This window comes from Actinospineispora acaciae DSM 45401, assembly GCF_000620785.1.
GTDB classification, from domain to species: domain Bacteria; phylum Actinomycetota; class Actinomycetes; order Mycobacteriales; family Pseudonocardiaceae; genus Pseudonocardia; species Pseudonocardia acaciae.
Genome location: NZ_JIAI01000007.1, coordinates 371874 through 386839, shown reverse-complemented (window position 1 = coordinate 386839; position 14966 = coordinate 371874). Strand labels below are relative to the sequence as shown.

The 14966-nt window shown below is 74.2% G+C and carries 14 protein-coding genes; 7 read left to right on the top strand and 7 right to left on the bottom strand.

What is annotated here, in order from left to right:
• Positions 1–4 precede the first annotated feature (4 nt).
• The 3 genes from N912_RS55565 to N912_RS0129825 form a co-directional block, all read right to left on the bottom strand.
• Positions 5–2155, bottom strand: a complete 2151-nt coding sequence (locus N912_RS55565; protein ID WP_037067184.1) for an MMPL family transporter — start codon at positions 2153–2155, stop codon at positions 5–7.
• 105 nt (positions 2156–2260) lie between these two features.
• A complete protein-coding gene (locus tag N912_RS0129830; protein WP_028925268.1) occupies positions 2261–3772 on the bottom strand; it encodes an MFS transporter in 1512 nt (503 codons plus the stop codon).
• Positions 3769–4317: a TetR/AcrR family transcriptional regulator gene (locus tag N912_RS0129825; protein ID WP_028925267.1), complete on the bottom strand. Its 549-nt coding sequence runs from the start codon at positions 4315–4317 to the stop codon at positions 3769–3771. Before N912_RS0129825 ends, N912_RS0129830 begins: the two co-directional genes overlap by 4 nt.
• A gap of 105 nt (positions 4318–4422) precedes the next feature.
• On the opposite strand from N912_RS0129825, the gene N912_RS0129820 reads away from it, so the two are divergent.
• Positions 4423–5160, top strand: a complete 738-nt coding sequence (locus tag N912_RS0129820) for a dienelactone hydrolase family protein (RefSeq protein WP_028925266.1) — start codon at positions 4423–4425, stop codon at positions 5158–5160.
• Between the two features lie 62 nt (positions 5161–5222).
• Here the strand turns inward: N912_RS0129820 and N912_RS0129815 are convergent, their stop codons facing one another.
• Genes N912_RS0129815 through N912_RS0129805 form a run of 3 tightly spaced genes read right to left on the bottom strand, consistent with a single transcriptional unit; the run spans position 5223 to position 6891 of the window.
• Positions 5223–6155, bottom strand: coding sequence for a nucleoside hydrolase (locus N912_RS0129815; RefSeq protein ID WP_028925265.1), 933 nt, complete (start codon positions 6153–6155; stop codon positions 5223–5225).
• A complete protein-coding gene (locus tag N912_RS0129810) occupies positions 6152–6565 on the bottom strand; it encodes a Fur family transcriptional regulator (RefSeq protein WP_028925264.1) in 414 nt (137 codons plus the stop codon). The genes N912_RS0129815 and N912_RS0129810 overlap by 4 nt, the downstream gene beginning before the upstream one ends.
• Positions 6562–6891 carry an ArsR/SmtB family transcription factor gene (locus N912_RS0129805; protein WP_425415325.1) on the bottom strand — a complete coding sequence of 110 codons (330 nt, stop codon included), beginning with the start codon at positions 6889–6891 and terminating at the stop codon, positions 6562–6564. Before N912_RS0129805 ends, N912_RS0129810 begins: the two co-directional genes overlap by 4 nt.
• Before the next feature lie 353 nt (positions 6892–7244).
• Between N912_RS0129805 and N912_RS0129800 the strand changes: the two genes are divergently transcribed.
• From N912_RS0129800 to N912_RS0129790, 3 genes are all read left to right on the top strand, one after another.
• Positions 7245–8642 (top strand): glycine--tRNA ligase, encoded by a 1398-nt coding sequence (locus N912_RS0129800; RefSeq protein ID WP_028925262.1) that lies wholly within the window; start codon positions 7245–7247, stop codon positions 8640–8642.
• Between the two features lie 71 nt (positions 8643–8713).
• Entirely contained in the window at positions 8714–9565 is an 852-nt protein-coding gene (locus N912_RS0129795) for a haloalkane dehalogenase (RefSeq protein ID WP_028925261.1), read from the top strand.
• Between the two features lie 26 nt (positions 9566–9591).
• Positions 9592–10443 (top strand): RNA polymerase sigma factor, encoded by an 852-nt coding sequence (locus tag N912_RS0129790; RefSeq protein WP_028925260.1) that lies wholly within the window; start codon positions 9592–9594, stop codon positions 10441–10443.
• Here N912_RS0129790 and N912_RS0129785 read toward each other — a convergent pair.
• On the bottom strand, positions 10388–11839 hold the full coding sequence (locus tag N912_RS0129785; RefSeq protein ID WP_245645490.1) for an MFS transporter: 1452 nt from the start codon (positions 11837–11839) through the stop codon (positions 10388–10390). The genes N912_RS0129790 and N912_RS0129785 overlap by 56 nt on opposite strands.
• Positions 11840–11948: 109 nt before the next feature.
• Between N912_RS0129785 and N912_RS0129780 the strand changes: the two genes are divergently transcribed.
• From N912_RS0129780 to N912_RS0129770, 3 genes are read left to right on the top strand one after another with little or no spacing between them, the layout of a single operon-like run.
• The gene (locus tag N912_RS0129780; protein ID WP_245645489.1) at positions 11949–12980 is read left to right on the top strand and encodes an XdhC family protein; all 1032 of its coding nucleotides are present in this window, start codon (positions 11949–11951) and stop codon (positions 12978–12980) included.
• Between the two features lie 52 nt (positions 12981–13032).
• Positions 13033–13674 carry a YdcF family protein gene (locus N912_RS0129775; protein ID WP_028925257.1) on the top strand — a complete coding sequence of 214 codons (642 nt, stop codon included), beginning with the start codon at positions 13033–13035 and terminating at the stop codon, positions 13672–13674.
• On the top strand, positions 13671–14966 hold the full coding sequence (locus tag N912_RS0129770) for a deoxyguanosinetriphosphate triphosphohydrolase (RefSeq protein WP_028925256.1): 1296 nt from the start codon (positions 13671–13673) through the stop codon (positions 14964–14966). Before N912_RS0129775 ends, N912_RS0129770 begins: the two co-directional genes overlap by 4 nt.

The following is a 14966-nucleotide window of genomic DNA, read 5'->3' as shown; positions in this document are numbered from 1 at the left end:
GCCGTCATAGCGGCCCTGGCCACTCACGGGTCTGTGCACGGGCCTGTGCGCGCGGCGTCCAGGACGAGGGCCACCAGCGGGTGCGGCCGAGCAGGGTGAGCACGGAGGGGAGCAGCAGGACGCGCACCACGACGGCGTCCAGCAGCACCCCGAACGCCAGGCTGAAGCCGAGTTCGAGCATCTCCAGGACGTGTCCGAACAGGAACGCCGCGAACACCGACACCATGATCACCGCCGCGCCGGTGACCACCCGCGCCGACGCTCGCACGCCGGCGCGCACGGCGTCGGCGGCCGGCAGCCCGTGCAGCGCGGCCTCCCTGATCCGGCTGACCACGAACACGTGGTAGTCCATGGACAGCCCGATCAGGACCGCGAACACGAACAGCGGGATGCGGGCGGTCACCACCCCGGCGGTGCCCAGCCCGCCGAGCTGGACGGCCAGCACCAGCGCACCGACGGCGGCCGAGGCGGACAGCACGTTGAGCACGCTGGACACCACGCCGACCAGCACCGACCGGAACGCGGCCGCCATCACCACGGTGGTCAGCAGCAGCCCGAACCCGAACACCCAGGCCAGCCGGCGCAGCTCGTGCTCGACGTAGTCGAGGTTCGCCGCCACCGTGCCGCCCACCGCGTAGTCCACCCCGTTCAGGCCGCCGAGCGCGGCCGGCGCCAGGTCGGTCCGCAGCCGACGCAGGGACTGCTCGCCGGCCTCGGAGTTGGCCAGGTGCCGGATCGGCAGCCGCAACACGGCCATGTCGCCGCGCGCGGACACCGCGGTGGTCGCCGGCCCGGCCACGCCGACCGCCGGGTCCGCCGACGCCCGCCGTGCCAGGTCGGTGAGCGCGGCGGCCGGGCCACCCGGGTCGGTGGTACGGACGGCGACGAGGTGGTGCCCGGCCTGGCCGGGGAAGCGGGCGATCACCTCCCGGTAGGACGCGACCGCCGGGATCGCGCGCGGGAACGTCTCGATGCCCTCGGCGCGCAGCTCGGCGGCCAGCACCGGCGCCGCCAGCCCGGCCAGCGCGGCGGTGCTCAGCACCAGCGTGAGCACCGGCCGGCCCAGCGCCGCGGCCAGCAACCGCGACCGCCCGCGTCCCTCCCGCCGAAGACCCCGCCGTGCCAGGAACGCCAGCCGGGACGAGTCGATGCGCGGGCCCAGCGTGGCCAGCAGCGCCGGCAGCGCGGTCAGCGAGCTGACCACGGCGGCCGCCACCACGATGATCGTCCCGGTGGCGATGGACGAGAAGATCACGTCGTCGGCCAGGTACAGCCCGGCGACCGAGACCACCACCGCGCCGCCGGAGACCGCGATGGCCCGCCCGGACGTGGCCGCGGCCGCCCGCACCGCCGCCCGGTGGTCGAGCGCGCCACCGGCCGCCGCCCGCTCCTCCCGGACCCGGCCGAGGTAGAACAGCGAGTAGTCGATCCCGACCGCGAGGCCCATCATCAGGATGACGCTGGTCACGACGCCGCCCGCGTCCGGGAGCAGGTACGAGGCCAGCGCGTACAGGCCCACGGCCGCGGCCACCGAGGACAGCGCCAGCAGCACCGGCACGGCGGCCGCGAGCACGGACCCGAAGAACAGCACCAGGACGATCACGGTGATCGGCAGCGTGATCGCCTCCGCGCGCAGCACGTCCCGTCCGACCTGCGTCTCCACTCCATGGCTGACGGACGCGTCCCCGGCCTGCTCGATGCGCGCGCCCGGGTGGGACGCCCGCGCCGCCTCGGTCTGGGCGAGCACGGTGGGCAGCGCCGCCCGCGCCGCCCGCTCGTCGCCGCGCAGGGTGACCGACACCAGCAACGCCGTCCGGTCCGCCGAGACCGCCGGCGCGTCCACGACCGCGACCTCGGGCAGCCCGCGCATCCGCCCGGCCACGTCCTCGGCGGCCGCCCGCGCCGCGCCGAGCTCCCCCTCCCCGGCCGGCCTGATCAACACCCGCTCCACCCGGGGCATGGCCACACCGCCGGCGGCCGCGATCGCCGACGCCCGCCCGGCCTCCCCGACCTGAAAGTCGGCGGCCACCGCCTGCCTGGTCCCGGACACCCCGCCCGCCGCGACACACGCCGCCACGAACACCAACCACAGCGCGAGCGCGCGCCACGGGTGACCTGCGCTCCAGCCCGCCACCCGCACGATCATCGACCCCATGCCGGTGACGCTAAGTGGACTACCAGGCCCGAGTCGTCACACCGCCGTACCCACCGCGGCGTCATACCGCGGGTTCACGCGCGGGCCGCCTCGATGCGGTGAGCCTCAGCGCGGACGGCGTGCGGGCTCGCGCAGCATCAGCCAGGCCGCGCCCGCGGCGGCGAACAGCAGCACCGCGGCGAACCCGGACGCCGCCCCGAGCCCGTCCACGAACGCCTCCCGCGCCGCCCGCAGCAGTGGGCCGCCGACCTCCGGTGGCAACGTCCCCGCAACGGCATGCGCCCCACCGAGCGAGTCGCGCGCCGAGGCGAGCGCCGGCTCGGGCACGCCGGCCGGCAGCCCGATCCCGGCCCGGTACCACGCCGTGATCACCGACCCGAGCAGCGCGATGCCCAACGCCGTGCCCAGCTCGTACGCCGTCTCCGCGACGCCGGACGCCGCGCCCGCCTTCTCCTTGGGCACGCTGGCCAGCACGATGTCCGCGGTCAAGGTGAACGCCGCGCCAGCACCGAGACCGGCCACCGCCAGCACAACCCCGATCGGGAGAAACCCGGTATCCGCCCGCAGCAACAACACCGCCGCGAGCGCGAGCCCCATCGCCGCCTGCCCGAGCACCACCACCGGCCGCGCCGTCCACCGCGCCGCCAGCACCCCGGCCAACAGCCCGCCGACCACCGCCCCGGCGACCAGCGGCAGCTCCCGCAGCCCGGCCTCCAGCGGCCCGAGCCCCTGCACCAGCTGCAGGAACTGGGAGATGAAGAACGCCAACCCGGACAGCCCGAACATGGCCAGCGCGTCGGTGATCACCGCCCCGGAGAACCGCCGCCGCCCGAACAGCCGAACGTCCACCAGCGGCACCGGCAGCCGCAGCTGGCGCCGCACGAACGCGCCCAGCCCGAGCACCCCGACAACCCCGGCGACCACGACCGCGAGCAACCCACCCCCCGCGGCCAGCTCCTTGACCGCGTACACCACACCGATCACGCCGACCGTCGACAACGCCGCCCCCGGCAGGTCCCACGGCCCCGGGCTCGGGTCGCGCGACTCCGGCAGCGTGACCGCGCCCACCGCGATCAGCACCAGCATCACCGGCACGTTGATCAGGAACACCGACCCCCACCAGAAGTGCTCCAACAGCACGCCGCCGACCAGCGGCCCGATCGCCATGCCCGCCGAGCCCATCGAGCCCCAGACGCCGATCGCCATCGTCCGTTCCCTGGCGTCGGTGAACAGGTTGCGGATGATCGACAGCGTGGACGGCATCAGCGTCGCGCCCGCGACCCCGAGCAGCGCCCGCGCGGCGATCAGCGTGCCGGCGCTGGGCGCGAACGCCGCGAGCACCGAGACCGCCCCGAACACCGCCGCGCCGATCAGCAGCAACCGCTTGCGCCCGATCCGGTCGCCCAGCCCGCCCATGGTGATCAGCAGCCCGGCCAGCACGAACGAGTAGACGTCGCCGATCCAGAGCAGCTCGGTCGCGGACGGCCGCAGGTCCTCGGCGAGGAACGGCACGGCCAGCCCGAGCACGGTGGCGTCCACCGCGATCAGCAGCACCGCCAGCGACAGCGTCGCCAGCGCCACCCACCGCGACCTCGGCGGTGCGGACACCGCGCTCATGACCGCCTCCGCACGCCGTCCACCAGGCACGTCGTCACCACGCGCACCACGTCGCCGGAGGCCAGCCGCCCCATCCGCACCGCGTACCCGGCGCCGACGAGCAGCGCGGACAGGCACTCCGACATCCACTCCGCCGACAGGTCGACCCGGAACGCGCCGGACTCCTGGCCGCGCCGGAACAGCCGCACGATCCGCTCGTCCAGCTCCTCCCACCGCGCGTCGAGCTCGGGGCCGGCCTCGTCGAGCTGGTTCTCGCCGCTGAGGAACGCGTAGAGGTCGGCGATCGGGGCGAGCGCGACGACCACCCGGTGCGCGGCGTCCACGGCCTCGCCCCGCTCCGGCTCGGCGTCCGCGACGGCCTTGATCGCCGCCTCCAGCGCATGCCCGGCCAGCTCGCGGACCAGTTGGTCACGGCCGGGGACCAGCCGGTGCAGGGTGGCCCTGCTGATGCCGGCGGCCTCCGCCACCTCGGCCATGGACGCGGTCGGCCGCCGCGACAGCAGCGTGGCCGCGGCATGCAGCACGTGTTCCCGGCTCGTTGCCATGATACGAAGGTAGCTCATTTGAGACGTTCATGTCTCACCATTACCCGTGTCAGCCCGCCGCGAACGTGGGTGTCCGAGGCCCGGCGCGGGCAATAGCCTCCGCGCATGGTGACGACCAGGGACATCGAGTACGGCGCGGACGGGATGACCATGCGCGGGCGCCTCGCCGTGCCGGACGGGGACGGCCGGCGGCCCGGGGTGCTGATCGCCCACGAGGGCAACGGCCTTGACGACCACCAGCGTGACCGGCCCGAGCGCCTCGCCGAGCTGGGCTACGTCGCGTTCGCGCTGGACTACCACGGTGGGGGCCGCGCGTACACCAACCCCGACGAGATCATCCCCAGGGTCCAGGAGCTCGGCGCCGACCTGGACCGGGTCCGCGCGCTCGGCCAGGCCGGGCTCGACCAGCTCACCGCCGAGCCCCGCACCGATACCTCGAAGCTGGCCGCCATCGGCTACTGCTTCGGCGGCACCATGGTCCTCGAGCTCGCCCGCGCCGGCGCCGACCTGAAGGCGGTCGTCGGCTTCCACCCCGGCCTGGCCTGGTCACGCCCGGAGGACAGCCCTAACATCACCGGCTCGGTCCTGGTCTGCGTCGGCTCCGAGGACCCGCTGGTCACCCCCGAGCACCGCGCCGCCTTCGAGGCCGACATGCGCGCCGCCGGCGTCGACTGGCGGCTGAACCTCTACGGCGGCGCCGAGCACAGCTTCACCCACCCGCGCACGCTCGACCCCGCCACCCCCGTCCTCCCAGGCATCAGATACCACGAGCCCTCCGACCACCGCTCCTGGCGCGCCATGCTCGACCTCTTCGACGAAGTTTTCGCTGCTCAGAACCCGTGAGTGGTTAGCGGTGCCATAGCACCCCTAACCACTCACGGGTGGTGACCAGGGGAAACGCGCGGTCAGTTCAGGGTGCGGATGGCGTCTTCGAGCAGGCGCCAGAAGGCGGCGACGTCGACGTTGGTGGCGACGTGCGCGTTGGGCGGGCGGCGCAGGGTGCCGTGCAGGTCGACGCTGGTGGCGCCGGCGGTCTCGGTGCCGGTCAGTTCCACGTCGAGGCGGGTGTGGACGGTCTGGACCAGGCCGGGGACGGCGGTCAGCGCGACCGTGACGGGGTCGTGCAGCGGCGCGGCGGGCATGCCCTCGGCCACCTCGTAGGTGGAGTTGAAGAACCGCAGCAGTTCCACGCCGAACGCGGACGTCCGGTTGCCGATCGCGGCGATGCGCTCCAGGACCTCGGCGGTGGCCAGCACCTGGTGGGTGACGTTCAGGCCGACCATGGTGAACGGCAGGCCGGCGGCGACGACGGCGGCCGCCGCCTCCGGGTCCGCCCAGGAGTTGAACTCGGCGTACGGGGTGGCGTTGCCCCGGCCGGTGGAGCCGCCCATCCAGACGATCTCCCTGATCTTCCCGGTGCGGTCGGGGAAGGAGCGCAGGAACAGCGCGATGTTGGTCAGCGGCCCGGTGGCGATCACCACGACGGGCTCGGTCGCGGCGTCCAGGGTGTCCCTGATCAGCTCCAGCGCGGGGCGGGGGTCGGTGTCCAGGGTGGGCTCGGGCAGCCGCGGGCCGCCGAGCGCGTTCGCGCCGTGGATGTGCGCCGCCGGGTTGAGCGCGCGCACCAGCGGATGGTCGGCGCCGGCCGCGATCGGCACCCCGGTGATGCCCGCGAGCGAGCACACCACGCGCGCGTTGTGGGTGGTGTGAGCCAGCGTCCCGTTGCCGCCCACGGTGGTGATCGCGCGCAGGTCGATCTCGGGGTGGCCGGCCGCGAGCCAGATAGCGAACACGTCGTCGTGGCCGGGGTCGCAGTCCAGGAGAACCGGGATCGTCATCGGGCCTGCTGGCGGCAGGCGGCGCAGATGCCGAAGATCTCCACGGTGTGGCTGACGTCGGAGAAGCCGTGCTCGTCGGCGACGCGTTGGGCCCAGGTCTCCACGGTGGGGCCCTCCACCTCGACGGTGCGCCCGCAGCGGCGGCAGACCAGGTGGTGATGGTGGTGGGTGGAGCAGCGGCGGTAGACGGCCTCGCCGGAGTCGGTGCGCAGCACGTCCACCTCGCCGGACTCGGACAGGCTCTGCAGCGCCCGGTAGACGGTGGTCAGCCCGATGCCCTCGCCGTCCTTGCGTAGCTCCTCGTGGATCTCCTGCGCGGAGCGGAAGTCGTCGAGCCGGTCCAGCAGCGCGGACACCGCCGCCCGCTGCCGGGTCGCGCGCGGGCGGGCGGCCTGCCTGACGTCGGTCACGAGTCCTCCTCGGCGTGCGCGACCGCGTCCATCACGATGTGTGCCAGGTGCTCGTCCACCAGCCGGTAGACCACCTCGCGGCCGTGGCGTTCGCCCTCCACCACGCCCGCGGCCTTGAGCACCCGCAGGTGCTGGCTGATCAGCGGCTGGGTCACCTCCAGGGCGTCCACCAGCTCGTGCACGCACCGCTCGGACTCCCGCAGCTGCAGCACTATCGCGATGCGCACCGGCGCGGCGAGCGCGCGCAGCAGGTCCCCGGCGGCGGCCAGGGTGCCGGGCTGGCGGGGCGGCGCCGGGGGTGCCACCGCGCGCTCGACCGAGTGCACCTCGGTGCCGACCGTCACCTCGGTACCACCTGTCGCGTGCCGCACAGTGCCACCACTCGCGTGCCGCACAGTGCCACTACTCGCGTGCCGCTCGGCGTCCGAACGAAGCGTGGTCATCGGGTCGCTCCCAGCCCGGGCCGGGGCCCGGCATTCGCGTGCCGTAAGTGTTGCCTCACCCATGGTAGGGCCGCCGTCACCTCAGGCGGACGTGTCGCGCCCGCGCGGAGCGTCCGAAGTGTCGCGAGTGGTCGCGAGTGGTCGCGCGACGGGCGGGGCGTAACTCTGTCGTGTCGGCTCGCTACGCTTGCGGGGTAGTGCATTCTTCCTTCACGTCCGGTTCAGGAGCTCTTCTCGTGCCCAGCAAGCCGTCTCCCAGCACGATCGACACCGTGGTAGCCCTCTGCAAGCGCAGGGGGTTCGTCTTCCCGTGCGGTGAGATCTACGGCGGGACCCGCTCGGCGTGGGACTACGGCCCGCTCGGCGTGGAGCTCAAGGAGAACATCAAGCGCCAGTGGTGGCGGTCCATGGTGACCGGCCGCGACGACATCGTCGGGCTCGACTCGTCGGTGATCCTGCCGCGCCAGGTCTGGGTGGCGTCCGGCCACGTCAACGCCTTCCACGACCCGCTGGTGGAGTGCACCAGCTGCCACAAGCGCTTCCGCGCCGACCAGCTCGCCGAGGAGTACAGCGAGCGCACCGGCAAGGACGCCACCGAGGACGACCTGTCCGACGTCCCCTGTCCGAACTGCGGCACCCGAGGCCAGTACACCGAGCCGCGCGAGTTCAACATGATGCTCAAGACCTACCTCGGCCCGGTGGAGTCCGAGGAGGGGCTGGCCTACCTGCGCCCGGAGACCGCGCAGGGCATCTTCATCAACTTCCTCAACGTGCTGACCAGCTCGCGGCGCAAGCCCCCGTTCGGCATCGGCCAGGTGGGCAAGAGCTTCCGCAACGAGATCACCCCCGGCAACTTCATCTTCCGGACCCGCGAGTTCGAGCAGATGGAGATGGAGTACTTCGTCGAGCCGGGCACGGACGAGGAGCTGCACCAGTACTGGATCGACACCCGCACCGACTGGTACACCGACCTGGGCATCGCCAGGGACAACCTGCGGCACTACGAGCACCCCAAGGAGAAGCTCTCGCACTACTCGAAGCGCACCGTCGACATCGAGTACCGCTTCGGCTTCACCGGCTCGGAGTGGGGCGAGCTGGAGGGTGTGGCCAACCGCACGGACTTCGACCTGACCACGCACTCCAACCACTCCGGCGTGGACCTGTCGTACTACGACCAGGCCAGCGGCACGCGGTACCGCCCGTACGTAATCGAGCCGGCCGCCGGCGTGGGCCGCTCGATGATGGCCTTCCTGGTCGACGCCTACACCGAGGACGAGGCGCCGAACGCCAAGGGCGGGGTGGACAAGCGCGTGGTGCTGCGGCTGGACCGGCGGCTGTCCCCGGTCAAGGTGGCCGTGCTGCCGCTGTCCCGGCACGCCGACCTCTCGCCGAAGGCCCGCGACCTGGCCGCCGCGCTGCGCCGGAACTGGAACGTCGACTTCGACGACGCCGGCGCCATCGGCCGCCGCTACCGCCGCCAGGACGAGATCGGCACCCCGTTCTGCGTGACCGTCGACTTCGACTCCCTGACCGACCACGCCGTGACCGTCCGCGAGCGGGACACCATGTCCCAGGACCGGGTGGCCCTCGACCAGGTGGAGAACTACCTGGCGACCCGGCTGCTGGGGTGCTGACCAGGTAGTTGTCACGGCCCGCCGCGAGCGGTGTCCAACCTGGTGAGGAGCAACCAGCCAGGGAGGACACGATGGCGGAGATCGAGGTACTGGGCTCGCGGATGGCGTTCGTGGAAGCGGGCGCCGGCAGCGCGCCGGTGGTGTTCCTGCACGGCAACCCGACGTCGTCGTACCTGTGGCGGAACGTGATCCCCAGGGTGAGCGGTGACGCGCGCTGCCTGGCGCCGGACCTGATCGGCATGGGCGGGTCCGGGCGGCCGGACATCGAGTACCGGTTCGCCGACCACGCGCGCTACCTGGACGGATGGTTCGACGCGCTGGGGCTGGCCGAGGTAGTGCTGGTCGGGCACGACTGGGGCGGCTCGCTGGCCATGGACTGGGCCGCGCGACATCCCGAGCGGGTGCGCGGGCTGGTGGTGGTCGAGACGTTCCTGCGGCCGATGAGCTGGGCGGAGTACCCGCCGGCCGCCGTCGGGTTCTTCCGGGACATGCGCACGCCGGGGGTGGGCGAGCGGATGGTGCTGGAGGAGAACTGGTTCGTCGAGAAGGCGCTGCCGCTGACGGTTCCCGGTCTGGCCGAGGCGGACCTGGACGTCTACCGGGCGGCGTACCCGGATCCGGAGTCGCGCCGGCCGCTGCTGCGCTGGCCCCGGGAGATCCCGCTGGACGGCGAGCCGGCGGACGTGGCCGAGCGGATGGTGGCCTACGGGCGGTGGCTGGCCACCAGCCCGGGCGTGCCCAAGCTGCTGCTGACCGTCGAGCCGGGGCAGTTGGTGCCCGCCGAGGGCGTGGCGTGGGCGCGCGAGCACATCGCCGGGCTGGAGGTGGAGTCGCTCGGCGAGGCCGGCCACCACGTGCCCGAGGAGCACCCGGAGCGGCTGGGCGACGCGGTCGCCGGCTTCCTGCGACGGCACCGGCCGTGAGCGAGCCGGCCGTGAGCGAGCCGGGCGTGACCGGTCCAGATGCCGCCGACACCGACGATGCCGCCCTGGTGAGCGCGGCGGTGGCCGGCGACGCGGACGCCCTGGAGCGCGTGGTCCGGACCGTGCAGGACGCCGTCTACCGGCTGGCGCTGCGGATGACCGGGCTGCCCGCCGACGCCGAGGACGCCACCCAGGAGATCCTGATCAAGGTGGTGACCCGGCTGGCGTCCTGGCGGGGCGAGGCCTCGCTGACCACCTGGGCGTACCGGATCGCGGTGAACTACCTGCTCAACCAGCGCCGCCGTACCACCATGGAACGCCGCGAGCTGACCTTCGACGAGCTGGGCGCCGAGCTGGTCGAGGGCCTGGCCGACTACTCAGGGCCGGACGCCGAACTGCTCGCCGAGGAGGTCAGGCTGCGCTGCACCCAGGCCATGCTGCAGTGCCTGGACCGGCCCGAACGGCTGGTCTACGTCCTCGGCGAGGTGTTCGAACTGCCCGCTGACCAGGCCGGCTGGATCCTGAAGACCACGCCGGCGGCCTACCGCAAGCGGCTGGAACGCGCGCGCCGGCAGGTCCGGACGTTCGTCCAGGGCAACTGCGGCCTGGTCAACCCGGACGCGGCCTGCCACTGCTCGCGCCGGATCACCTCGGCGAAGGCGCGCGGCCGGCTGGACCCGCGCGGCCCCAGCCTGGTCGGACACCCCACGACCGACGGCGTGCCCTGGGCGGCCAGGCAGATGCACCAACTGCACGACGCCGCGAGCGTGCTGCGCGGCCACCCCGACTACGCCGCGCCGCGCGCCCGCACCGAGGCGGTGCTCACGCTGCTGCGCTCCGGCCGGTTCCCGCTGGTCGAACGGCAAGCACCGCCGTGACCAGCCCGAGCGCCGCGATCAGTACGAACCCGCCGAACAGGTAGTGCGCCGACCGGACGGTGTCCGGCTCGCCGAGGTTGACCGCCACGCCGGTGACCGCCGCACCGAACGCGTTCGCCACCAGCTGCACGGTGTTGATCGCGGCGGACGCCTTGTCGCCCTCACGCTCGTCGGCGACGCTGCTCATCGCGGCGGTGGACAGGTGCGGCCAGGCGATGCCGACGCCGGCGCCGGCGGCGAGGAAGGCGAGCACCCACAGCGCGAGCGTCCCGCCGCCCGGCGCGGACCGCTGGGTGAGGGCGGCCAGCGCCAGGCCGAGCCCGCCCAGCAGTGGGCCGGCGACGATGATGCGTCGGATGGTCGCCGCCCGTGCCGCGCTCGCGCTGGGCAGCTCGCCGATGGTCCAGCCCAGCGCCAGCGCCGCGCCGAGGAACCCGGCGGCCAGCGGCGCCAGCCCGGCCAGCCGCTGCCCGAACAGCGGGATGAAGCCTTCCGTCATCGAGGTCATGGCCAGCAGCCCGATCGTGGCGTAGATCCAGCGCAGCCGCGAGCCGCGCCGGAACGTGTCGGCGGGCAGCACCCGCACCGACGCCCACCGCTCGTAGGAGATGAACGCGGCGATCAGGACCAGCCCGACCAGCACGCCCACCGTGCTCGCCAGCGGCGTGGCGATCACGCTGGCCACGCTCACCACCAGCGCCGCCGAGGCCAGCAGCACCAGCGCGACCAGCGGGAACGGCTCCGGCCGCACGTCATCGCGCCCCCGCGTGCCGGAGCTCGCCAGCACTCGCGGGACCAACGCCGCGACACCGGCCGAGGCCGCCGCCAGCGCCAGGAACGCGCCGCGCCAGCTGCCGAACTCGGCGAACGCGCCGCCGAGCGCGGGGCCGACGAAGGTGCCGACCCCCCACATCGCGGACAGCAGCGCGCTGGCCCGCGCCCACAGCCTCGCGGGCAGCGTGGAGCGGATCAGCGCGTACCCCAGGCCGGCCAGCAGCCCCGCGCCGACACCCTGCACCGCCCGCCCGGCCAGCAACACCGGCATCGACGGGGCAATAGCGCACGCCAGCGTCCCGGCCAGGAACAGCGCGAGCGCCACCAGGTACGCCCGGCGGCTGCCCAGCCCGGCCAGCGCCTTGCTGACCAGCACCGCCGACACCACCGAGGCCAACAGGAACACCGTGGTGCTCCAGGCGTAGAGCCGCTCACCGCCGATCTCGGCGATCGCGGACGGCAACAGGCTGATCGTGACGTACACGTTCGTGGCGTACAGCGCTACGCCGCCGGCCAGCACCACCATCGCGCCCAGGTACCGCCGGCCCAGCAGCTCGGCCCAGGAGCCCACGGAGTCCACGAAGCCCATACTTTCGTCACGGGCCGGATCGGAAGTCGTCATGCGGTCAAACCTGCGACCTCAACAGCGGTTCAGGTCAAGCGGGGGTGACCGACGCGACGCACGCGCGTCGGCGCTCGGGGTTGTCGTGGGGCGCCGTACGCTTGTGCTCGTGGGTATCACGTCGAATCCCGCCGAGAATCCCGCCGACACCCGCGAGCTGGGCAGCGCGCTGCGCCGCTGGGCGCCGCACGGGGTCGGCGTGGTGCGGGTTCTGGACCGGCACGGTTTCGGCACCGTCGAGCCCGGCCAGCTGCTCGCCGCCGGACCCGCCGGGGAGACCCTGGGCCGGCTGTACCTGGGCGCGCTGGACCCGGTGGCGGTGCCGCTGGCCCAGCAGGCGTCCGCGGGCCCGGCCGTCCGCGACGCGCACGTGGCCGAGTCGGACGCCGTGGACGTGGGCCTGGCCTGCGCCGGCGGGGCCACCCTGCTCGGGCACCCGATGCCGGCGGAGCTGGCCGACGCGCTCGGTACCGCCCTCGCCGAGGGCCGCCCCGCCGCGCTCGCCAGCACCGCCGACGGCGCCCGCCAGCTCGTACTCACCGGCCCCGACCTGACCGACCGGCACGGCGGACTGGGCACGCCGGAGGCCGACGACCTGGCCGCCGCCGTGGCGGGCAGGCTACTGCGCCGCGGCGCCACCAGCACCGAGCGGATCACCGAGGCCGGCCTGGACGTCCTGCTCGACCTGTGGGTGCCGGTGCCCACCGTGCTCGTCGTCGGTGCCGGCGCGATCGGCGACGCCCTGCTCGCGCAGTCCGGCCTGCTCGGCTGGACCGGGCGGGTGGTCACCGAGCTGGCCGAGGCGCGCGCCGCACTCGCCGAGTTCACCGACGCCGACGTGCTGGTCCTGCTCGACCACGCGCCCGCGTTCGACGCACTGCTCGTCGACGGGGTCCGGAGCGGGCGCGGGTTCCTCGGCGCGCTGGGCTCGCGGCGCACCCAGGCCGCCCGCCGCGAGCGGCTGACCGCCGCCGGCCTCACCGTCGGCGAGCTGGCCCGGCTGCACGGCCCGGTCGGGCTCGACCTCGGCGCGCGCACCCCGGCGGAGACGGCCGTGTCCATCGTCGCGGAGGTGATCGCCGTGCGGTCCGGGCGGGCCGCGACCGCGCTGGCGGCCACCGAAGGCCGGATCGGCACATGAGCGAGTGCCCGTGAGCGCGCCGGCGCGGCGGGCACTTCGCCCGTTCTTCGCCATCCCCGCCGCGAGTCCCGGCCGCCCGCACTGGGCGCGGCGGCTGGTGGTGGGCGTGCTGCTGGTGGCCGCGCTCATCGTCGGCGGCACCGCCTTCCGGGTCTGGCAGGAGGCCAGGGTGGACGACCGGCGGCCGGTGGACGTGGTGGTGGTGCTCGGCGCCGCCCAGTACGACGGCTCGCCGAGCCCGATCTTCGCCTCCCGGCTGCGGCACGCCCAGGCGCTCTACGAACAGGGCGTGGCGGCGAGCATCGTCACGGTCGGCGGCCGGCGCGCGGGCGACGGGTTCACCGAGGCGGACGCCGGCCGTCGCTACCTGGTCGGGCGCGGCGTGCCGGGGCGGGCGGTGACCTCGGTCGGCGAGGGCTCGGACACCCTCGGCAGCCTGCGCGCGGTGGCGAAGGTGGCCGGCGCGACGGGCTGGCACTCGGCGCTGCTGGTCAGCGACCCGTGGCACTCGCTGCGGGCGCGGACGATGGCCAGGGACGCCGGGCTGCCGTCGTGGACGTCGCCGACGCGCAGCGGTCCCGTCGTGCAGACCAGGGAGACCCAGGCCCGCTACATCGTCCGGGAGACCGGCGCGCTGCTGTTCTACCGGCTGACCCACGCGTCGGTCGAGACAGAGGGTTCCGGGCTCGGGTGAGTCCTGGGTTCGAGGGGTACGGCGAGCACGAGCGGGCTCGGATGTTGCCCGAGCGGGCCAAGCGGTCGGCCGTGAACGGCGCCCGTTCGGAGTACCGCAGTCCGTTCGCCAGGGACCGGGCCAGGGTGCTGCACTCGGCCGCGCTGCGCCGGCTGGCTGGGAAGACGCAGGTGGTCGGCCCGGGGGAGGGCGCGGAGGTCACCGGCATGCCCCGGACCAGGCTCACGCACTCGTTGGAGGTGGCCCAGATCGGCCGTGGCCTGGCCGAGGAGCTGGGCTGTGATCCGGACGTGGTGGACACCGCCGGGCTGGCGCACGACATCGGCCACCCACCGTTCGGGCACAACGGCGAGCGGGCGCTGGACGAGGTCGCGGTGCGGCGGGCCGGGCTGGAAGGCTTCGAAGGCAACGCGCAGACGCTGCGGACCCTGGTTCGCTTGGAGCCGAAGGTGGACGGCGGCGGGCTGAACCTGACCAGGGCCTCGCTGGACGCCTGCTGCAAGTACCCATGGCCGGCGGAGCCGGCGAGATCGGCAGGGCCGGCCAGGCCAGCAGTGGGGCGCAAGTACGGGGTCTACGCCGACGACCTGCCCGCGTTCGAATGGTTGCGCGACGGTGCTCCGGACGGCCGGCGGTGCCTGGAGGCGCAGGTCATGGACTGGTCGGACGACGTGGCGTACTCGGTGCACGACGTGGAGGACGGCATCCTGGCCGGCCGCATCCGGCTGTCCGCGCTGGCCGACCGGCGGGAGCGGGGTGCGCTCGCCGAGCTGGCCGCCACGCACTTCGGCGCCGACCGCGCGGCCTGCGAGGAGGCCGGGCTACGGCTGCTCGCGCTGCCCGTGGTGGCCGCCGTGGCGAACCGGCCCGACCCGTCGGCCGCCGGCCAGGTCGCGCTCAAGCGGCTGACCAGCGAGCTGGTCAGCCGGTTCGCCGGTGCCGCCGCCGACGCCACCCGCGCGGTGTACGGGCACCGCCCGCTGGCCCGCTACGCCGCCGACCTGGTCGTCCCGCCGCTGGTGGCCGCCGAGGTGGCGCTGCTCAAGGCGGTCGCGGTCCGCTACGTGATGGCAGACCCCGCCAGGCTGCGCATGCAGGCCGAGCAGCGCGAGCTGCTGACCGAGCTGACCGAGGCGATCGCCGCCGGCGCCCCGGACACCCTGGCCGCCCCGCTGGCCGAGGCCTGGCTGGCCGCCTCGGACGACGCCGCCCGCTGGCGCGTGGTGATCGACCAGGTCGCCGCCCTGACCGACCAGCAGGCCCACGCCTGGCACCTGCGCCTGCACCCTTGA